Here is an 18,552-nt window from a genome sequence, read left to right on the forward strand (position 1 = left end):
ATGAAGATTGATGCAGTTTTTTCCGGCGGAGGTGTAAAAGCCTTTGCTTTTATTGGTGCATTGCAAAGTATAAAAGATAAAAAACTGCAAATAGAACGGGTTGCGGGGACTTCAGCTGGTGCGATGTTGGCAGGCTTTTTAGCTGCGGGGTACAGTTTATCGGAAATAGAAAAAGTCATGGGGGAAATTCAACTGCAAAAGCTTCTTGACCCACCAAAGATTACAACTTTCATTCCTTTGAGCCGTTGGTTTTTTCTCTATTTTCAAATGGGATTAAACCGTGGCAATCTGCTGGAAAATTGGATTCACGAAAAACTGGCGGCCAAAGGAGTATATGCTTTCTCAGATTTGCCGCATCAAAAACTAAAGGTTGTTGTAAGTGATTTAACGCTGGGGAAATTAATTGTTTTACCGGATGACCTGCAAAGGGTTTACGGTATAGACCCTAAATACTTTTCTGTCGCCAAAGCCATTCGAATGAGTGCTGGATTTCCATATTTTTTCATGCCAAAAAAATTGCCTGGTAAAACAAAAGAAAAAAGCCTGATAGTTGATGGGGGTCTGCTAAGCAATTTTCCACTGTGGATTTTTGACAGGGACCAGTCTGCACAAACCCGCCCGGTATTGGGTATCAAATTAAGCGAATCATTGGAGAATATCCAACCGCGAAAAATCAAAAATGCAATAGATATGTTCCTCGCATTATTTTCTACAATGAAGCAAGCACATGATGCTAGATTTATTTCCAAATCCGAAGAAAAAAACATCATATTTATTCCAGTCAATAATATTTTAGCAACGGACTTTCAAATACAGCCCGAAATAATCAGTGAATTAGTAGAGGCGGGGCGAACTCGTGCCGATCAGTTTCTAAAGAAATGGCCTAGATGAATGATCTACAAAATAAAATGTGTAAATGTCGGACTGTCTGTGGTCAGATAGATAATAAATAAGCGGGCGCCATTCAATTGGACGCCCGCTTATTATTCCGTTTGGATTTATTCCCATCAATCACGCGTAAATGACTGGGGCCTTTCCGGATTCTTTTTTTGATTTGTGTTTGTTTCAGTTTGCCTGGCGAAGCTTTTTTGCTAGTGCTCGGAGCATGCTTCTTATATTTTCGTGTAGATTGCTTGACGGCTTTGCGGTATTTTTTCATTTCATTTCCTGACCTTCTCGTTCTGCCAAAGAGGAAGTAAAAAGCTATCGTCGCTACCGCTGCGACTCCGACCATTATAAAGATACTTTTTAAAAATCCAGAAGTATTAGTGACCAGCTGTGCAATGATGCCAATAACAGCCAAACCGATGATGATATACACTAACTTGGAAAAAACATTACGAAGCATTTGATCACTCCTTTTTTGGTTGCAATCGAAATTCCCGGCATTTGTACAAACAGAAAAACATTATATATCTTATTTCACTTAGCAGAATGGAATTGAAAAAACTGATCTACTATTTGTATACCACTTCTGCAAATTTTTATACATTATTGTTACAAAAAAATATTTTCTTATTTATATATTACAAGAAAGTATCATGTAAAACCAGCTCATTTGTAAATGACAAGCCGGCCTACCGGTTCAGGAATGTTTTTTGATTTTATTGATAGGAAATGGCAATACTATCTGAATGGAGGTAGATAGTATGAGTCAAGAAACGCGATCTGGAGCACAAAATGTTAACCCAGCAGCTTCATTGCTGGGAAAAGTGGCTGTTACCGGTTTTGTCGGCGGTATCTTTTGGAGTATCATCGGTATATTTTCATATTATTTCAATTTTGCTGAGGTGGGACCAAAAACGTTCATTTTACGATCCTGGCTGAAAACAGAGTGGACAGATGGGTGGCTTGGGGAGATCGTTTCCATATTTATCTGTGGTTTTCTTTCGATTGCCATGGCTTTTATTTATTATATATTATTAAAAAAGTGGTATTCGATGTGGGGCGGTGTCTTGTTTGGCATCGTTTGTTGGATATTCATATTCATTATGTTCCATCCGGTATATCCTTCCATCCCGCCAGTGCAGGAGATGAAACTGGAAACGATTATTTCCACCTTGAGTATATTCGTGATTTACGGTGTTTTTATCGGGTATTCTATCGCATATGATTATTATGATGCGCATATCAAAGAAATGCAATTAACCCAAAAAAAGCAAAATAATAAAAAATCACAGGGGTAGGACAGTTGTCTCTTTTGTGATTTGTGCTGACTTTATGATAAACTAATGAAGTCAATACAGTTATCAGCAAAGGGATGAGAGGGATGGAAAGGCTGTTGCTTTTGAATGGACCCAATATAAATTTGTTGGGGAAACGGGAAAAAGATATTTATGGCAGCTGCACACTGGAGGAAATAGAAAAAGAAGTTCGTCAAACCGCGCAGGCAGAAGGGTTCGCAGTTGATACTTTCCAGTCGAATCATGAAGGGGAACTTGTCGATCGCTTGCAGCAGGCCAACGGAGATTATGCAGGAATCATTTTCAATCCGGCAGCATACACACATACCAGCATCGCGCTTCGTGATGCGATTGCAGCTATAGATGTCCCGGTTATTGAAGTACATATTTCAAATATACATGCCCGAGAGGTTTTTCGCCACCAGTCCATGCTGGCACCAGTATGTGCTGGACAGATTGTCGGCCTTGGCAAGACGGGTTACCGGTTGGCGTGTCTTGCGTTAATGGAGAAAGCGAAAAGCAACTTATAATCAATTTGGAGGGGAAGAAATATGGAGAAATTGAACAAAATCAGAACAGCAATGCAAGCAGAAAATTTGGATGCATTATTAATCACCAGCCCGATAAACAGGAGATACATGTCAGGCTTTACCGGAACAGCAGGAGTTGTACTGATTACATTGGAAAAAGCGATTTTCATCACTGATTTTCGTTATACAAGCCAGGCTTCTGAACAGGCGAAAGGATTTGAAGTTGTAGAACATAAGCAAGCTATTGAATTGGAAATACGCGATCAGCTTATCATGGAAAAGGCAAAAAGAGTCGGGTTTGAAAAAAATCAGGTTACTTTTGCTATGTATGAACAATACAAAAATATAATTGAAGGGGAACTGGTTCCTGTCAGTGACTTGGTTGAAAATCTGCGTCTTTATAAGTCAGCTGATGAACTGGCAGTGATGAAAAAGGCTGCCGAGATTGCTGATGCAGCTTTTCAGCATATTCAAGGATTCATCAAGCCGGGTGTGAAAGAGATTGAGGTTTCCAACGAACTGGAATTTTTCATGCGCAGGCAGGGGGCAGATTCCTCAAGCTTCGACACGATTGTTGCATCTGGCTGGCGATCAGCTTTACCACATGGTGTCGCTTCGCAAAAAGAAATTCAAAGCGGAGAACTGGTAACACTGGACTACGGCGCCCTATATCAGGGATATTGTTCTGACACAACACGAACGGTTGCGGTAGGTGAAATCAGTGATGAGCTAAAAAATATCTATGATATTGTTTTAGAGGCGCAGCTTCGTGGAGTGAAAGGAATAAAGCCCGGAATGACCGGTAAGGAAGCTGATGCGTTGACACGAAACTATATTACTGAAAAAGGATATGGCGATCATTTTGGCCACTCGACAGGACATGGATTAGGTATGGAAGTACATGAGGCGCCTGCATTGTCCTATCGTTCTGCAACTGTACTAAAGCCTGGAATGGTAGTTACCGTAGAACCAGGGATTTATGTACCGAATGTTGGCGGATGCCGAATCGAAGACGACATTATCATTACAGAAAATGGTAATGAACGCTTGACAACAAGCTCAAAAGAACTGATTATATTATAGGGTTTAAAATAGATTGTCTTAAAGCGATCTGATCGTTTAGATGCATGAAGTAAACGACACACCATGAAAAGAGGAGGAACCCAGATGATATCTGTAAACGATTTTCGTACAGGCCTCACAATTGAGTTAGATAATAATGTTTGGCAGGTAATTGATTTTCAACATGTAAAACCAGGGAAAGGGGCAGCATTTGTCCGTTCCAAGCTTCGTAATATAAAAAACGGGAATATTCAAGAAAAAACATTCCGTGCAGGTGAAAAAGTCGAACAAGCGCATGTGGAGCACAGTAAGATGCAATATTTGTATGCCAGCGGAGATTCCCACGCTTTTATGGATATGGCGACATATGAGCAAATTGAGTTACCAACAAGCAGGATTGAAAATGAACTGAAATTCATCAAAGAAAATATGGAAGTGAATATAGCTACTTACCAGGGAGAAGTTATCGGAATCGATTTGCCGAATACAGTGGAGCTGGAAGTTACTGAAACGGAACCCGGAATCAAAGGCGACACTGCCAGTGGTGGTACAAAACCAGCAACATTGGAAACGGGTCTTACAGTTCAAGTGCCATTTTTCGTTAACCAGGGGGATAAACTCGTTATCAATACTTCTGAAGGAAAATATGTTTCCCGTGCGTAAATGCTGCATGTGATGTTTATAATGGACTGCGCCAAAATCTTGCAATAGATTTTGGCGCAGTCTTTTTTTATGGAGAAATTTTGTGCTGCTGACTGCACAGCGCTTTCTATCGCGTGGTTTTATTAACACGCTGACTGAATGGCAAGTAATATTTTTGCCTGTCCATCATACATTTAACTATAAAAGAAAAAGGCGAATCATTTATATTTTTATCTTTACTATATTTGCAAACAACATCAGAAGTGGTGAGAAATTATGGAGAACATTTTGGATCTGTTTCCCGATGCATACCGCAGGAAAATAGATTTGCAAATTGCGGGGCGCTGGAGTGAGCTGCAGGAAATCCGTTTAAGACTTGCACAACCAGTGGAGCTCGTTTTCGATCAATATACAGAATGGGTGACTGGACTTCGCCCCGACAAGTCTGTTGGCATGTATGTGGTTAATCAGCTTAGCGGTTATTCATTGTATCGGTTGGAGGATGAACTTCGACTCGGATACATCACGATCACCGGTGGACATCGGGTGGGGTTGGCAGGAAAAGTGAACACCATCAACGGAAATGTCGCGGCAATTCAGGATATTGCTTTTCTAAACATACGTATAGCTAAGGAGAAGATCGGCATAGCGGAAAAAGTGATGCCCTATATTTTTAAGGATGCATATATGAATACGATGCTGATCGGGGCGCCCCAAACAGGTAAAACGACTTTGCTAAGAGATGTCGCAAGAATGGTTTCTGAAGGGTGGCAGAAAGTTCGCCCTTGCAAAGTTGGAATCATTGATGAACGCTCTGAGATAGCTGCCTCCATCAACGGAATTCCGCAGCACAGAGTGGGTCATCGAACGGACGTACTGGATGCCTGCCCGAAAGCTGAAGGAATGATGATGATGGTTCGTTCCATGTCTCCGGAAGTCTTGATAGTGGATGAAATTGGCAGTGTTGCGGATGTAGAGGCTTTGATGGAAGCAATCCATGCTGGTGTGAAAATTATTTGTACAGTGCATGGATCATCAGTGGAAAATTTGATGAAACGTCCTTCAATAAAACCCTTGCTGGAAAGTAAAGTTTTTCAGCGTATGATCATCCTGAATAAAAACACTTCTTTGAATAGAGTGGCCGCCATTCTGGATCAGGATAACAAAAATGTCATGCCAAAGTTTCGGGTGGGGTATGAGAGATGAAATGGATTGGTGCACTGCTTCTTTTGAGTACAACAACATGGGCGGGTTTTGAATGGAGTAAAAGGCTGTCTGACAGACCAAAGCATATCCGCCAGCTGATTAATGCATTACAAATTTTAGAAGCGGAAATTGTATATAGCCAGCGACCGTTGAAGGATGCTTTTTTTGTCATCGGCAAACAGCTGCCAGCCCCGGCAAGCGATCTGTTTACCCAACTTGCTATGCAATTGGAACAAAGAGGGAGTGACTTGCCTGCTGTTTGGAGTTCGACGATAGAGGCCTGGACGCTACAGGCGAATTTAGCGAAAAACGAAAAAGAAATCCTGTTGCAGTTTGGCGCGACACTTGGTCAGCATGATTTCACCCAGCAGAAAAAGCATATCCAGCTTGCGTTGCATCATTTGGAGAGAGAAATGCATGAAGCAAGAGATCAGCACTTGAAATATGCAAAGCTGGCAAAGAGTCTAGGTGTGCTTGCAGGCTTGTTTTTGATTATTTTATTATTTTAAACCAGCTCAAGGAGTGAAGATTCATTCAAGCGGAAGGGGTAAGTATATGCTTGTAGATGCATCCATATTATTTCAAATAGCGGGCATTGGCATTATAGTAGCCCTCATACACACGATATTGAAGCAAATGGGCAAGGAAGAGATAGCGCAATTCGCGACACTGGTCGGCTTCATTATTGTACTAGTCATTGTTGTCAATGGACTGTCCGATTTATTTCAGCAAATAAAATCTGTGTTTTTATTCCAAGGGTAATCCCATGGGTATCATTCAAATTGTCTTGTTCGGGATCATTGCCAGTATCTTGTTTATTCTGTTGAAAGATATCAAAGGGCCATTTGCGTTTTTTATTGTGCTTATTACTGGAATTGTCATATTTCTAGCGGTGATTAAACAACTTGGGCAGATATTTGATTTAATCGAAACGCTTGGAAAAAAAGCATCCATCGATGGAATGTATATCGAAACGATTCTTAAAATTATCGGAATTGCTTATATAACGGAACTGGGAGCAAATATCACAAAGGACGCCGGGCTTGGTGCTGTAGCTTCAAAGATTGAATTGGCAGGGAAAATTTTTATTTTGTTGCTGGCAGTGCCGATTATCACTGCTGTCATCGAGTCAATACTCCATTTTTTGCCTGTAAGTTGAGGCCTTTAGGAAAATGGCAGTGCGAACTTTCCAAGGAGAGGAGCATGTTGATGCATGAAATTTTATAGAATACTGTTCCTTTGTGCCATCATGTTATTTCTGTTTGGAAACGAAACTGTATTTGCGGAGGACGAGGGATCGTTGGATGGATTAGAGGAGAAGTTATCCGAGGATATCTCCTTTGACGGCATTGAGCAATATTGGAACAAGCTGGTTGATGACTATGGAGGTTTCCTGCCAGATATTGAAAAATCAACCGTTTATGATTTGGTCAAAAATAAGGACAAGCTTTCATTTAAAAGTATAGCTGGGGGACTCCTTGATTTCTTCTTTCACGAATTGATTTTTAACGGTAAGCTCCTTGGCATGCTTTTCATGCTAACATTGTTTTCAATCTTTTTGCAGACCCTGCACAATGCTTTTGACAAAGGATCTGTTTCTAAAATTGCTTATTTTGTTGTGTATATCGTTTTATTGTTCCTAGCTTTGAACAGTTTTTATACTGTAGTCACTTATACAAAAGATGCAATTGATACCATGGGAGGATTCATGATAGCCTTGCTGCCATTGCTTCTCGGCTTGATGGCTTCCGTCGGGAATCTAGTAAGCATATCATTTTTTCATCCGGTCACCATTTTTTTGATCAATGCCAGCGGTGTACTAGTCTCTAATTTCATTTTGCCGCTGCTATTCATTTCTGCGCTGCTCCTCATTGTCAGTAGTTTGAATGAACAATATAAAGTAACTCACTTAGCAAATCTTTTTAAAAATGTCGGTATTGGTGTGCTAGGAGCATTTTTAACAATCTTTTTAGGGGTGATGTCTGTACAAGGAGCAGCCAGCGCAGTGCAGGATGGTGTTGGTATGAAAACTGCCAAATTCATTACGGGAAATTTCATCCCAGTGATTGGACGAGCTTTTACGGATGCGGCAGATACAGTCTTAAGCGCATCGTTGATTTTAAAAAACGCAGTCGGGATTGTCGGTGTTGTAATGGTTTTGTTTATCGCCTTGTTTCCAGCGATTAAAATTTTCGCTATTGCCGTTGTCTATAAAATTGCAGCAGCGGTTTTACAACCAGTCGGTGATGGACCGGTCATATCGGTATTGAATTTAATAGGAAAATATGTCATTTACATGCTGGCATGCTTACTTGCTGTTTCATTGATGTTCTTTTTAGCTATTGTCATCATTATCGCAGCCGGCAATTTGACATTACTCCTTCGTTAGGGTGATGGATGGATGAGTATGTTAATACATTGGGTAACCCAAATAATTGTTTTTTTGCTGTTGGCGACGATTATTGATTTGCTTGTGCCGGCAAATTCAATGAAAAAATATATCCAATTCGCCGTCGGTTTGATCCTCATTCTCATATTTTTAAAACCGGTATTCTATCTGTTCCATATCGATATGAAGCAAGCGATTCAAACAACATTTCAAGAACAGCAAGATGAGATTTTTGAAAAGGACATGGTAAAAAACAACCTTAAATTAAAAAAAAGTGAAATAGAATCCTCTGAACGTGCATATATTTTAGAACAAATGGCTGTCCAACTCAAAAATCTCGCAAACAAATCTTTGGGGGAAGAATTTCAGCAAGAAATTGCAGATATTCACTTTAAGTTCAAAGAGGGGACAAGTCAATCCTATGAAAACCTGGACAAGGTAATTGTCTATTTACAGGAAATGAAGGGCGGGGAGGGAAACGTGGATGCTGTGAATGAAGTTGAAATCGATACAAAACAGACAGAACATGAGGAAAACGTACATGACGATGAAGCAATAGCTGAACGATTGCAGCAGATTTGGGAACTGGATGAGGAGAAATTGATTTTGCGATGGGAGGGAGGTTCCACTTGATAAAAAAAATACTCGCATTATTACAGCGAAAGGATTCGAATGGAAAACGGCCAAACAAAACCGGGTATATTCTTATTATTGGCCTGGCTGGAATTCTGCTGTTGATACTTTCAAACATTTTCACTTCATCAGACCAAAAGCCTGTTTCGATGAAGCAAGAAACTGAAAGTACAAAAAATCATGAAGAACAAGATAGTGGGGCTCTGCCAGTGAATACAGCAGCTAACGTCACAGAATTGGAATCCAGCTATGAAAAGGACCTTTCGGCCATGCTTGAAAATATCCAAGGAATCTCAGACGTCAAAGTGATGATCAATTTAGAATCAACGAATGTCAAAGTTTACGAGAAAGATTTAGTTACAGGTAAACAGATTACCGAAGAAAAAGACAAAAATGGCGGGAACAGACAGATTGAAGATAATACAGAAGAAACCCATGTTGTTTTTGTCCGACAGGGTGATAAAGAAGAGCCGCTACTGGTCCAAACGAAAAAACCAGTTGTGAGAGGTGTTTTTGTAGTAGCGAAAGGAATAGAAAATGCATCAGCCAAGAAATGGGTAGTGGAAGCCGTCTCACGCGTGTTGGATGTACCCACACACCAAGTCTCGGTTATGCCTAGAAAATAAGGAGGATAAAGATGCTGAAAAAACAAACAGTCTGGTTGCTTACGATGCTTAGTCTGATGATTGTGTTGAGTGTGTATTATGTGATGTCCCCAAACAACGACGATTTGGCATATGTCAATGATGGCAAAAAAAATACGGAAGAAACATCCAAGGCAAGTGAAACAGAAGGAAAAGCTTCCGTAGATGATGTGACGAACCTTGGAAAGGATGAGTTGTTTACAACTATTCGGATGGATTTAGAAGATGAAAGAAGTATGAAAAAGTCCCGGTTGAAAGATATTGTAGCTTCTACGGACGCTTCAGCTGCGGAAAAAAATAAAGCGCTGGAAGAAATGGATGAACTTGAGAACGTGACTACAAAAGAACAAATACTTGAAGAAACGATTCAATCGAACAACAATTATCCTGACGTGCTGGTACGTTCGGAAGGTGATAAGGTTCATGTCCATGTGAAGACTGATAAACTTGATAATAAAGAAGTGCTCGATATCATGCAAGAAGTACGTGCAGAATTTGAAAGAGATGTGACAGTGGATGTGAACTTCCAAGGATATACTGCAGATGAAAAAGAATGACAGCTTTTTAAAAAATCCAGGCATTTTTGCCCGGATTTTTTGTTTGCGCTATAATATTTCAAGGCTTATTCTACTTGGTGAAATAGTTAGAAGATGTCTGTTCTGTTGGGATAGTGGTCATGATCCGGGTTAAAAATTCTTCGTGACTTCGGATCGGTTTTTAGTTTAATTGTTGAAGTTACACGCAACTAATCGTAAAATATTAACAGGAGTTATTAATACCTAATCCTAATTGATACAAAGGAGTGCTAAATAGCATGTTAAAAGTTCAGGACATTCATGAACTAATCAAATTGATTGACCAATCATCGATTGATGAATTCACTTATGAAAATGAAGGTACCAGCGTAACGATTAAAAAATCTGCTATACAGGAAATGGTTATGCCCAGGAGTGAACAACCTTTACAAAAATCTCAGGCAGTTGCATTGGAAAAAACTGAACCCGCAGCTGAGATACCCGTTGCAGCAAATGAAGAACAGACCCCTGTTTCTACAGTCGCGTATGATAAGGAGATTGTTTCCCCGATGGTTGGTACATTTTACAGTGCTTCCAATCCAGAAACCCCTGACTTTGTACAAGTAGGGTCAAATGTTGATGAAAGCTCCGTCGTTTGTATTGTGGAAGCGATGAAATTGTTCAATGAAATAGAAGCCGAAGTTTCAGGAGAAATCGTTGAAATATTGGTAAATAACGGGGAATTGGTAGAGTACGGACAACCTTTATTCCGCGTAAAAACGAAGTGAGAGGACGATCCTAAGTGATAAAAAAACTGTTGATTGCTAACAGGGGAGAAATTGCAGTACGAATTATACGCGCGTGTAAGGAACTTGGGATTTCCACTGTTGCTGTATATTCTGAAGCAGATAAAGAATCCTTGCATGTTCAACTAGCTGATGAAGCATATTGTATTGGTCCTGTAGCAAGTTCAGAGAGCTATTTGAACGTTACAAATATACTGAGTGCTGCTGTGTATACAGAAGTTGATGCCATCCATCCTGGCTATGGATTTCTTGCTGAGAATGCCGATTTTGCCGAGATGTGCCGTGCTTGCAATATCACTTTTGTAGGGCCCTCGCCTGAAGCAATCCAAAAAATGGGTATCAAAGATGTGGCCAAGGAAACGATGAAGCAAGCCGATGTACCAATTGTGCCTGGTTCAACCGGAATTATTGCAGATGAAGCGGAAGGAAAACAAATTGCTAATGAAATCGGTTATCCTGTCATCATAAAAGCAACAGCAGGTGGCGGAGGGAAAGGTATCCGTGTAGCTTATGATGAAGAGGAACTGATTAAAGGCATCCAAATCACACAAAATGAAGCTGAGAAAGCCTTCGGTAATCCAGGCTTATATTTAGAGAAATTTATTGAAGATTTCCGCCATGTGGAAATCCAAGTGCTTGCTGATACGCATGGTCATACCATCCATTTAGGAGAAAGGGATTGCAGTATCCAGCGACGGCTTCAAAAATTAGTAGAGGAATCACCTTCACCCGCTTTAACACCGCAAATCAGGAAAAAAATGGGTGAAGCAGCTGTTCAAGCAGCGCAAGCTGTCGATTATGTCGGAGCCGGAACGATTGAGTTTATTTTTGACCGCAAGACGCAAAACTTTTATTTCATGGAGATGAACACCCGTATCCAGGTAGAGCATCCAGTGACTGAAATGGTTACCGGTATTGATCTAGTCAAAGAACAGATCCGTATTGCTGATGGAGGACATCTTTCTGTTAAGCAGGAAGAAGTAACGTTAGAGGGATGGGCTATCGAATGCAGAATAAATGCAGAGAACCCTTTTAAAAACTTTATGCCATCACCGGGGAAAATTAATGAGTACCTCGTACCAGGTGGACTGGGTGTCCGTGTAGAATCTGCTGCATACCCTGGTTATTCCATTCCGCCGCATTATGACTCTATGATTGCCAAGCTTATTACGTATGCACCTACACGTGAAGAAGCGATAAAACGCATGAAACGGGCATTGGACGAATATGTTATCGAAGGTATCAAAACGACTATTCCGTTTCACCAGCGAGTGATGGAACACGAGGTGTTCATAGAGGGAGATTTCAACACTAACTTTTTAAAAGAACATCCGATCGTTGAATGAAAATAACGATGAAGGAGTGATAGCATGAGCGAACAGCCATTAGTAAATGTTAGCGAAAATACCGGCCACGGCAGGGTGGAAATTGCTCCGGAAGTGATTGAAGTAATTGCAGGCATCGCTGCTAGTGAGGTTGAAGGTCTTGTATCCATGCGAGGAAACTTTGCAACAGGAGTAGTAGAACGGTTTGGTAAAAAGTCTCACAGCAAAGGTGTCAAAGTAGAATTAACAGATAATGGGATTTTGATCGATTTGTATGTTTTGTTGCAGTATGGTGTGTCCATTCCAACAGTAGCCCAAAACATTCAAACGAATATACGCCAGACATTAAAAAATATGACAGCATTAGATATAGCTGAAATCAATGTTCACGTTGTCGGTATTCAAATGGAAAAAACTGAAACTGAACTGCAGTGAATGAAAACCAAGGTCTGATTTTATCGGACCTTGGTTTGTTTTTTTGCAGAGGACTGGGCTTGGGATTTAAAGATAGAATAAAGATTGTGGCGCTAGGCTTAACAATCATGTTATTATTTGATTGAGATACATTTTAAGGAGACATGAATGAATGAATCGTCATAAAGCAAGGGAAAAAGCATTTCAGACGCTATTTCAAATCGGACTGGAGTATGATCAAGCGGAAGAAGCTGTCAAAACGGCATTAAACCAGGAGGAAGCAGATCCATTTTTATTGACATTGGCAGAAGGTACAGTATCCCATATTGTACCTATCGATCAGTTGATTGAACAAAACCTGCAAAGTTGGTCTCTAGGCCGGATCGCAGCTGTGGAGCGCGCTGTATTGCGTTTAGCGGTTTTTGAATTGGAATATATGGATGACATTCCGGAAAATGTGACAATTAATGAAGCAATCGAACTAGCCAAAACCTATGGTGACGAAAAGTCAGGGAAGTTTGTTAATGGTGTCCTGTCCAATATAGTGAAAGATCAGCAGGATAATTAATCTGGCCATTTTTAAATGATTAGACCGTTCTGGAGGATAGCCATAGTCAACTTTTTTGAAAACGGATATTTCAGAAGAAGCTCATATCAGTATAAAATATGGGTTTTTCCTGTTGCAAATCCAGAAGGATATAAGGGGGATGAAGGTGTGTCAGCAGAAATATTGAATGGCAAAATATTGGCTCAAAATTTACGAATGAAAATGAAGGAAGAAATTAATGCGTTGAAAGGGGAAGGGATTGTACCTCATTTGACAGTCGTTTTAATCGGAGATGATCCTGCCTCGAAATCGTATGTAAACGGAAAAAAGAAGGCTTCGTCGGAAATAGGGATGGAGTCAGATGTTATTTTGCTGCCGGAATCCACAAGTGAAAAAGAACTGCTTGATTTGATCGATAAACTGAATCATGATGAACAGGTACATGGCATTCTTGTACAACTGCCCCTTCCCGAACATATTGCAGAACAAAAGGTAATTGAAGCTATTTCACCAGCCAAGGATGTGGATGGTTTTCATCCCGTGAATATCGGCAGAATGATGACGGGCAAGAACGCTTTCCTTTCCTGCACACCACTTGGCATCATCACCATGCTAAAAGAAAATAATATTGAAATTACCGGCAAACATGCAGTCGTCATAGGACGCAGTAATATTGTCGGCAAACCAGTTGGGCAACTACTTCTCAATGAAAATGCAACCGTTACATATTGTCATTCAAGAACGCGCGATCTGAAGCACTTCACCAAGCAAGCAGATATATTAGTGGTTGCTGTCGGGAAGCCGCATGCGATCGGCTCAGAATTTGTCAAAGAAGGGGCTGTGGTGATCGATGTGGGAATCAATCGCACGCCAGATGGCAAATTAACTGGGGATGTGGACTTTGAGAACGTGAAGGAAAAGGCTTCTTTTATTACGCCCGTGCCCCGAGGGGTCGGTCCGATGACAATTGCCATGCTATTAAAAAATACAATTCAAGCTGCAAAGCAAATTAAGGGATCTACATGGAAAAATACTTAACCGTAACTGCACTGACGAAGTACATTAAAAGAAAATTGGATATCGATCCGCATTTACGCAGTGTCTGGCTAAAAGGTGAAATATCAAATTTTAAGCATCATAGCAGGGGTCACATGTATATGACGATCAAGGATGACCATGCCAGAATCCAAGCAGTGATGTTTGCAGGCAATAATCGGTATTTGAAATTTATTCCTGAAAACGGCATGCACGTACTCATTCATGGGGATATCAGTGTGTTTGAAGCAAGTGGACAATATCAAATATATATCCAAAGAATGGAGCCTGATGGATTCGGTTCGCTGTACCTGGCGTTTGAACAACTTAAAACGTCACTGAGCCAGCGTGGTTTCTTTTCGAATGACCATAAGCAGGAAATTCCTGCTTTCCCAAACCGCATCGGTGTGGTTACTTCCCCGACTGGAGCTGCCGTAAGAGACATCATTACGACTATTAAAAGAAGATACCCTGTTGCAGCCATCACTGTTGTACCCGCCCTTGTACAAGGTGTACATGCTGGGAATGATATCGCAAGGGCGATAAGATTTGCAAATCAATTGAATCAGTTCGATGTGCTCATTGTTGGCAGGGGCGGAGGGTCAATTGAGGAACTTTGGGGATTTAATGAGCAAGTAGTTGCAGAGGCAATATATGAATCAAGAATTCCGATTATCTCAGCGGTGGGACATGAAACAGATGTAACGATCAGCGATTATGTAGCTGATTTACGTGCACCTACACCGACTGGCGCTGCTGAGCTTGCCGTTCCCTCTATATATGAAGTGCTTGGGACGTTGGGTGCGATGAAACGTTCCATGCAACAAAGTATGGATAATTTACTCACTAGCGAAAATCGGCATTTGAAAAGGTTAATGCGTTCTTATGCCTTCCGCTACCCTGAACAGTTACTGAGACAAAAAGAGCAAGAAATGGATAAGCTGTCAGAACGATTCAAAAAAAGCACACAAACCATTCTCGATAAGCAATCGGAGAAAGTCGCCCAGTTGAAAAATAGATTGTTATCTGTACACCCCGCGAAGCAAATAAATCAGGCATCAAGAGAAATGACCTTTTTAAACAAAAGACTGCAGCAAACAATGACAAGACGTCTGGAGCAGAAAAAAGCAGCACTGCATACGCTAATCGAAAAATTGACAGTGCTGAATCCACTGGAAACGATGAGACGTGGTTTCTCTATTACCTATACAGAGAAGGGAAACATTTTGAAGGCAAAGAATGATGTAGCAAAAAATGACCGGATTACAGTGAAAATCTCAGATGCTCGGCTTGATTGCAGGGTCTTGGATATCAGGGAGGATTAAACATGGAATCTAAAGAAGAATTATCATTTGAAGATGCAATGAAGGAGCTAGAAAGCATCGTAGAGAAGCTTGAAGCTGGAGATGTTCCGCTTGAACAAGCAATTACCTATTATCAAAAAGGGATGGATCTTTCCAAAATTTGCAATGATAAATTAAGTGATGTCGAAGAAAAAATGGTGAGAATTATCAACTCCCAAGGAGAGACAGAGCCATTTGAGATGCAGGAGGAAGAATAACCGTGGCAAACAAGTTACAACCATTTTTCAGCGAAGTGCAACAGCTGGTTGATGAAAAATTTGACAGCTGTTTTGAGCAAGCAGGTATTCCGCAAAAACTGAAAGATTCTATGCTTTATTCGTTAAAAGCGGGTGGTAAAAGACTTAGACCGATTTTGGTGTGCGCAAGTTATTTCGCTTATGCCAAAGATGTGAATAAGGTAATCTCGACAGCTGCTGCGCTGGAGATGCTACATACATATTCACTCATTCACGATGATTTACCCGCAATGGATGATGATGATTACCGTAGAGGGAAACTGACAAATCATAAAATGTTTGATGAAGCAACAGCAATCCTGGCTGGTGATGCCCTATTGACAAACAGCTTTGGCCTGATTGCAAATGATGGACAACTGACTGCAGAGGAAAAGGTGGAAATCCTTGGTCTCCTGTCCTTATGCAGTGGCCCGGCAGGGATGGTGGCTGGACAGTTTCTGGATATGGAAGCTGAAGACAAAAAGTCGACGTTGCAACAGCTGGAACAGATTCATTCATTGAAAACAGGTGAGCTGATCCGTTTTGCCGTATATGCAGGAGCATATTTGGGCAATGCGAATGAAACGCAATTAACATATTTAAACAAATTTGCCTATCAGTTAGGACTGCTGTTCCAGGTACAGGATGATATTCTGGATGTGGTGGGGGATGCAGGGAAATTGGGCAAATCTGTCGGAAGCGATGAAGGCAATCTTAAAAGCACTTATCCAAAATTACTTGGTATCGATGGTGCGATAGCTAAAAAAGAAACCTACGCTCAATCTGCCAGGGAGCTATTGAAAAAAGCAGATGCAGAAGCGTCATATTTGCTGCCTTTGGTAGACTATTTCAGCCAGCGTGATCACTAATGCCTTGCAATTTGTCTGCTTGAGATTTGACTTTGATCTATGATATAATAATCATATATTAGGAATGGTGCAGTATTCTAGTCAGTCCTCCGTTTCTGAAGGCGGGGCTAAAAATCCGCTAAAGGGCACATCGATGAAGTTCCTTGTGCCGGCTTGAGGCGCCCAGCCTTGGGTCGGTGCTGGGAGTTAAGGTTTTCGGGCGATCCACAAAGGCATGTGGGCGATGACCCGATTACCGTGGAGGCCCATCTCTGTAGTAGCTTCTAAGCCTAGACACTGCTATGGAATGGGGTATGAACCTGCATAAAAGGGTAAGGGAAACCCAATTTGCAGCGTAGCCTGCCTTGAGTGGTGACCGAGGGGATTAAAGCCAAGGATGATAATACTGGTGGCCACTGGATTATCATTGTAGATCTTTATGAAATCGGCACTGCAAAAGAGGCTAGGATTCGGCCAAAGGCTGTTGAGGAAATCTCCTAGACTGTTCATCAGACATTTTTGCGGGATTATAGTGCGGACTTAGTGGTAATCCAGTCTAGCCTATGGTGACAAGCTAAGATGGATTTAAAGGGGAACCGCCTACATGGCAACATGTGGTATCTATCTGGGAAAACCTACTGGACCTATGCCGCAGTTTTAATCGTAAAAATGGCCATTCCTCTTACATAATTTTAATTATGGGGTTAAAAATGAAATCACAAATAAAACGTTCTGTAAAATTCAGCTTGATCATTGCCGTTATCACTTTTGTGTTAGCGGCAATTTTTTCAATCGTATCCTCCTCTATCCTCAGTAAAGTGATGTGGGTTGTAGGGCTTATTGTTGTTCTATTGATCGTTTTAATCGGTGTCATGTTTGACATGCTCGGAATTGCTTCAACTGCCGCGGATGAGGCGCCGTTCCATGCCATGGCAGCTGAAAAAGTAAAAGGGGCTAAACAGGCGGTGGTAATCATACGCAATGCGGACAAATTCGCCAGTTTTTGTAATGATGTTATTGGAGATATATCCGGAATTGTGAGCGGAACAGCGTCCGCTATTGTCGTTTTGCAGATTGCCAAGCTGCTTGGTCACTCAGATGGTTCCCCCGTCCAAATCACTTTATCGGTAGTCCTGACCAGCCTTGTGGCGGCACTGACAGTAGGTGGAAAAGCTGTCGGGAAATACTTTGCGATTCATGCTTCTACAGCAATCATTTTTAGAGCCGGAAAAGTAGTCGGGTTCCTGGAGGATAAATTGAACATCAGTATATTGTCAAATCAGAAAAAATGATGGCGTCCGGTTTTTTTGCAGCGGACTACAGAAAAGCGTTTGAATACTAGAACTTGGAAATTGATAATTTGAGGGATGCAAAATGAGCAAAAAAAGACTAGACGTCTTATTAGTGGAGCGTAATTTGGTTGAAACCAGAGAAAAAGCAAAACGTCATGTGATGGCGGGGCTTGTTTATTCCAAAACTTTGCGATTGGACAAGCCGGGGATGAAAGTGGACGAGGATATTCCCCTCACACTTAAAGGAAAAGTCCTTCCGTATGTGGGCAGGGGCGGGCTGAAGTTGGAAAAAGCGCTGCAAACTTTCAACATTGCTATCAACGGTGCGATCATGATCGATGTCGGTTCCTCCACGGGAGGTTTTACAGATTGTGCCCTGCAAAATGGTGCAAAACTTTCCTACGCTGTAGATGTCGGTTATAATCAGCTTGACTGGAAATTACGTTCGGATCCACGTGTCGTGGTGATGGAAAGAACGAACTTCCGTTACGTGACCGAGGATATGCTGCAACAAGGCAGACCCAATTTTGCAACAATCGATGTCTCCTTTATATCATTAACATTGATATTGCCTGTCCTGCGTACTTTGTTGTCTGCCGGCAGCGAGATTGTTGCTTTAGTGAAACCTCAATTTGAGGCTGGGCGGGAACAAGTCGGAAAAAAAGGCATCGTTCGCGACAAGGGTATCCATCTACAAGTATTGCAAAAAATCATCTCTTTTGCGGTAGCTGAAGGTTATGGAATTTGCGATTTGACATTTTCGCCCATCACAGGGGGGGATGGCAATATTGAATTTTTATTGCATATGTCTTGGGGAAAAGAACTCTTTGAGCCCGGATGGCAAGCGGAAGAAATAGAAAAAGTAGTAGAGCAGGCCCACGAAACTCTGAAAGCGAAATAAG

24 protein-coding genes are annotated in these 18,552 nt (G+C 41.3%); 23 read left to right on the forward strand and 1 reads right to left on the reverse strand.

All coding sequences use genetic code 11. The features are described from left to right. Positions 1-891, forward strand: a complete 891-nt coding sequence (locus ACFSMW_RS04345; RefSeq protein ID WP_390353325.1) for a patatin-like phospholipase family protein — start codon at positions 1-3, stop codon at positions 889-891. A gap of 73 nt (positions 892-964) precedes the next feature. Here the strand turns inward: ACFSMW_RS04345 and ACFSMW_RS04350 are convergent, their stop codons facing one another. Then, positions 965-1,348, reverse strand: a complete 384-nt coding sequence (locus tag ACFSMW_RS04350) for an SA1362 family protein (protein ID WP_390353327.1) — start codon at positions 1,346-1,348, stop codon at positions 965-967. 301 nt (positions 1,349-1,649) lie between these two features. Between ACFSMW_RS04350 and ACFSMW_RS04355 the strand changes: the two genes are divergently transcribed. The 22 genes from ACFSMW_RS04355 to ACFSMW_RS04460 all read left to right on the forward strand — a co-directional run bounded on the left by ACFSMW_RS04355 (position 1,650) and on the right by ACFSMW_RS04460 (position 18,551). Beyond that, positions 1,650-2,186, forward strand: coding sequence for a YqhR family membrane protein (locus tag ACFSMW_RS04355; RefSeq protein ID WP_390353329.1), 537 nt, complete (start codon positions 1,650-1,652; stop codon positions 2,184-2,186). An 83-nt stretch (positions 2,187-2,269) separates the two neighbouring features. After that, positions 2,270-2,713: a type II 3-dehydroquinate dehydratase gene (gene aroQ / locus ACFSMW_RS04360; RefSeq protein ID WP_390353331.1), complete on the forward strand. Its 444-nt coding sequence runs from the start codon at positions 2,270-2,272 to the stop codon at positions 2,711-2,713. A 21-nt stretch (positions 2,714-2,734) separates the two neighbouring features. Then, positions 2,735-3,796, forward strand: a complete 1,062-nt coding sequence (locus tag ACFSMW_RS04365; protein ID WP_390353333.1) for a M24 family metallopeptidase — start codon at positions 2,735-2,737, stop codon at positions 3,794-3,796. Positions 3,797-3,880: 84 nt separating this feature from the next. Continuing rightward, complete coding sequence (gene efp, locus ACFSMW_RS04370; RefSeq protein ID WP_390353335.1) at positions 3,881-4,438, forward strand: elongation factor P; 558 nt, start codon at positions 3,881-3,883, stop codon at positions 4,436-4,438. A 255-nt stretch (positions 4,439-4,693) separates the two neighbouring features. Beyond that, positions 4,694-5,623 (forward strand): stage III sporulation protein AA, encoded by a 930-nt coding sequence (spoIIIAA, locus tag ACFSMW_RS04375; RefSeq protein ID WP_390353337.1) that lies wholly within the window; start codon positions 4,694-4,696, stop codon positions 5,621-5,623. Beyond that, complete coding sequence (spoIIIAB, locus tag ACFSMW_RS04380; protein WP_390353339.1) at positions 5,620-6,132, forward strand: stage III sporulation protein SpoIIIAB; 513 nt, start codon at positions 5,620-5,622, stop codon at positions 6,130-6,132. Before spoIIIAA ends, spoIIIAB begins: the two co-directional genes overlap by 4 nt. 46 nt (positions 6,133-6,178) lie before the next feature. Continuing rightward, a complete protein-coding gene (gene spoIIIAC, locus ACFSMW_RS04385; protein WP_390353341.1) occupies positions 6,179-6,385 on the forward strand; it encodes a stage III sporulation protein AC in 207 nt (68 codons plus the stop codon). A gap of 4 nt (positions 6,386-6,389) precedes the next feature. Further along, entirely contained in the window at positions 6,390-6,782 is a 393-nt protein-coding gene (gene spoIIIAD, locus ACFSMW_RS04390) for a stage III sporulation protein AD (protein ID WP_390353343.1), read from the forward strand. Positions 6,783-6,836: 54 nt separating this feature from the next. Beyond that, positions 6,837-8,012: a stage III sporulation protein AE gene (gene spoIIIAE, locus ACFSMW_RS04395; RefSeq protein ID WP_390353345.1), complete on the forward strand. Its 1,176-nt coding sequence runs from the start codon at positions 6,837-6,839 to the stop codon at positions 8,010-8,012. A 12-nt stretch (positions 8,013-8,024) separates the two neighbouring features. Then, positions 8,025-8,645 carry a stage III sporulation protein AF gene (gene spoIIIAF, locus ACFSMW_RS04400; RefSeq protein ID WP_390353347.1) on the forward strand — a complete coding sequence of 207 codons (621 nt, stop codon included), beginning with the start codon at positions 8,025-8,027 and terminating at the stop codon, positions 8,643-8,645. Further along, a complete protein-coding gene (gene spoIIIAG / locus ACFSMW_RS04405; protein WP_390353348.1) occupies positions 8,642-9,271 on the forward strand; it encodes a stage III sporulation protein AG in 630 nt (209 codons plus the stop codon). Before spoIIIAF ends, spoIIIAG begins: the two co-directional genes overlap by 4 nt. An 11-nt stretch (positions 9,272-9,282) precedes the next feature. Beyond that, entirely contained in the window at positions 9,283-9,846 is a 564-nt protein-coding gene (locus tag ACFSMW_RS04410; protein WP_390353349.1) for a SpoIIIAH-like family protein, read from the forward strand. Positions 9,847-10,103: 257 nt separating this feature from the next. Further along, positions 10,104-10,592, forward strand: a complete 489-nt coding sequence (gene accB / locus ACFSMW_RS04415) for an acetyl-CoA carboxylase biotin carboxyl carrier protein (RefSeq protein WP_390353350.1) — start codon at positions 10,104-10,106, stop codon at positions 10,590-10,592. Between the two features lie 14 nt (positions 10,593-10,606). Next, on the forward strand, positions 10,607-11,956 hold the full coding sequence (gene accC / locus ACFSMW_RS04420; RefSeq protein WP_390353351.1) for an acetyl-CoA carboxylase biotin carboxylase subunit: 1,350 nt from the start codon (positions 10,607-10,609) through the stop codon (positions 11,954-11,956). 24 nt (positions 11,957-11,980) lie between these two features. Further along, entirely contained in the window at positions 11,981-12,370 is a 390-nt protein-coding gene (locus ACFSMW_RS04425; protein WP_390353353.1) for an Asp23/Gls24 family envelope stress response protein, read from the forward strand. 151 nt (positions 12,371-12,521) lie between these two features. After that, positions 12,522-12,917 carry a transcription antitermination factor NusB gene (gene nusB, locus ACFSMW_RS04430; protein ID WP_390353354.1) on the forward strand — a complete coding sequence of 132 codons (396 nt, stop codon included), beginning with the start codon at positions 12,522-12,524 and terminating at the stop codon, positions 12,915-12,917. A 147-nt stretch (positions 12,918-13,064) separates the two neighbouring features. Continuing rightward, positions 13,065-13,934 (forward strand): bifunctional methylenetetrahydrofolate dehydrogenase/methenyltetrahydrofolate cyclohydrolase FolD, encoded by an 870-nt coding sequence (gene folD, locus ACFSMW_RS04435; RefSeq protein ID WP_390353356.1) that lies wholly within the window; start codon positions 13,065-13,067, stop codon positions 13,932-13,934. Beyond that, complete coding sequence (xseA, locus tag ACFSMW_RS04440; protein ID WP_390353357.1) at positions 13,919-15,256, forward strand: exodeoxyribonuclease VII large subunit; 1,338 nt, start codon at positions 13,919-13,921, stop codon at positions 15,254-15,256. Before folD ends, xseA begins: the two co-directional genes overlap by 16 nt. A gap of 2 nt (positions 15,257-15,258) precedes the next feature. Beyond that, the gene (gene xseB / locus ACFSMW_RS04445; RefSeq protein ID WP_390353358.1) at positions 15,259-15,492 is read left to right on the forward strand and encodes an exodeoxyribonuclease VII small subunit; all 234 of its coding nucleotides are present in this window, start codon (positions 15,259-15,261) and stop codon (positions 15,490-15,492) included. Positions 15,493-15,494: 2 nt separating this feature from the next. Continuing rightward, the gene (locus ACFSMW_RS04450; RefSeq protein ID WP_390353360.1) at positions 15,495-16,379 is read left to right on the forward strand and encodes a polyprenyl synthetase family protein; all 885 of its coding nucleotides are present in this window, start codon (positions 15,495-15,497) and stop codon (positions 16,377-16,379) included. 689 nt (positions 16,380-17,068) lie between these two features. Beyond that, positions 17,069-17,650 (forward strand): hypothetical protein, encoded by a 582-nt coding sequence (locus ACFSMW_RS04455; protein ID WP_390353362.1) that lies wholly within the window; start codon positions 17,069-17,071, stop codon positions 17,648-17,650. An 82-nt stretch (positions 17,651-17,732) separates the two neighbouring features. After that, positions 17,733-18,551: a TlyA family RNA methyltransferase gene (locus tag ACFSMW_RS04460; RefSeq protein WP_390353364.1), complete on the forward strand. Its 819-nt coding sequence runs from the start codon at positions 17,733-17,735 to the stop codon at positions 18,549-18,551. Position 18,552 lies beyond the last annotated feature (1 nt).

The sequence above is a fragment of the Tigheibacillus halophilus genome (genome assembly GCF_042683165.1).
Classification (GTDB): domain Bacteria; phylum Bacillota; class Bacilli; order Bacillales; family Amphibacillaceae; genus Tigheibacillus; species Tigheibacillus halophilus.

Bases quoted from the DNA above. Each gene is read 5' to 3' on its own strand.
- ACFSMW_RS04345 (WP_390353325.1), top strand. From the start codon at position 1: ATGAAGATTGATGCAGTTTTTTCCGGCGGAGGTGTAAAAGCCTTTGCT.
- ACFSMW_RS04350 (WP_390353327.1), bottom strand. From the start codon at position 1,348: ATGCTTCGTAATGTTTTTTCCAAGTTAGTGTATATCATCATCGGTTTG.
- ACFSMW_RS04355 (WP_390353329.1), top strand. From the start codon at position 1,650: ATGAGTCAAGAAACGCGATCTGGAGCACAAAATGTTAACCCAGCAGCT.
- aroQ (WP_390353331.1), top strand. From the start codon at position 2,270: ATGGAAAGGCTGTTGCTTTTGAATGGACCCAATATAAATTTGTTGGGG.
- ACFSMW_RS04365 (WP_390353333.1), top strand. From the start codon at position 2,735: ATGGAGAAATTGAACAAAATCAGAACAGCAATGCAAGCAGAAAATTTG.
- efp (WP_390353335.1), top strand. From the start codon at position 3,881: ATGATATCTGTAAACGATTTTCGTACAGGCCTCACAATTGAGTTAGAT.
- spoIIIAA (WP_390353337.1), top strand. From the start codon at position 4,694: ATGGAGAACATTTTGGATCTGTTTCCCGATGCATACCGCAGGAAAATA.
- spoIIIAB (WP_390353339.1), top strand. From the start codon at position 5,620: ATGAAATGGATTGGTGCACTGCTTCTTTTGAGTACAACAACATGGGCG.
- spoIIIAC (WP_390353341.1), top strand. From the start codon at position 6,179: ATGCTTGTAGATGCATCCATATTATTTCAAATAGCGGGCATTGGCATT.
- spoIIIAD (WP_390353343.1), top strand. From the start codon at position 6,390: ATGGGTATCATTCAAATTGTCTTGTTCGGGATCATTGCCAGTATCTTG.
- spoIIIAE (WP_390353345.1), top strand. From the start codon at position 6,837: ATGAAATTTTATAGAATACTGTTCCTTTGTGCCATCATGTTATTTCTG.
- spoIIIAF (WP_390353347.1), top strand. From the start codon at position 8,025: ATGAGTATGTTAATACATTGGGTAACCCAAATAATTGTTTTTTTGCTG.
- ACFSMW_RS04410 (WP_390353349.1), top strand. From the start codon at position 9,283: ATGCTGAAAAAACAAACAGTCTGGTTGCTTACGATGCTTAGTCTGATG.
- accB (WP_390353350.1), top strand. From the start codon at position 10,104: ATGTTAAAAGTTCAGGACATTCATGAACTAATCAAATTGATTGACCAA.
- ACFSMW_RS04425 (WP_390353353.1), top strand. From the start codon at position 11,981: ATGAGCGAACAGCCATTAGTAAATGTTAGCGAAAATACCGGCCACGGC.
- nusB (WP_390353354.1), top strand. From the start codon at position 12,522: ATGAATCGTCATAAAGCAAGGGAAAAAGCATTTCAGACGCTATTTCAA.
- xseA (WP_390353357.1), top strand. From the start codon at position 13,919: ATGGAAAAATACTTAACCGTAACTGCACTGACGAAGTACATTAAAAGA.
- xseB (WP_390353358.1), top strand. From the start codon at position 15,259: ATGGAATCTAAAGAAGAATTATCATTTGAAGATGCAATGAAGGAGCTA.
- ACFSMW_RS04455 (WP_390353362.1), top strand. From the start codon at position 17,069: ATGAAATCACAAATAAAACGTTCTGTAAAATTCAGCTTGATCATTGCC.
- ACFSMW_RS04460 (WP_390353364.1), top strand. From the start codon at position 17,733: ATGAGCAAAAAAAGACTAGACGTCTTATTAGTGGAGCGTAATTTGGTT.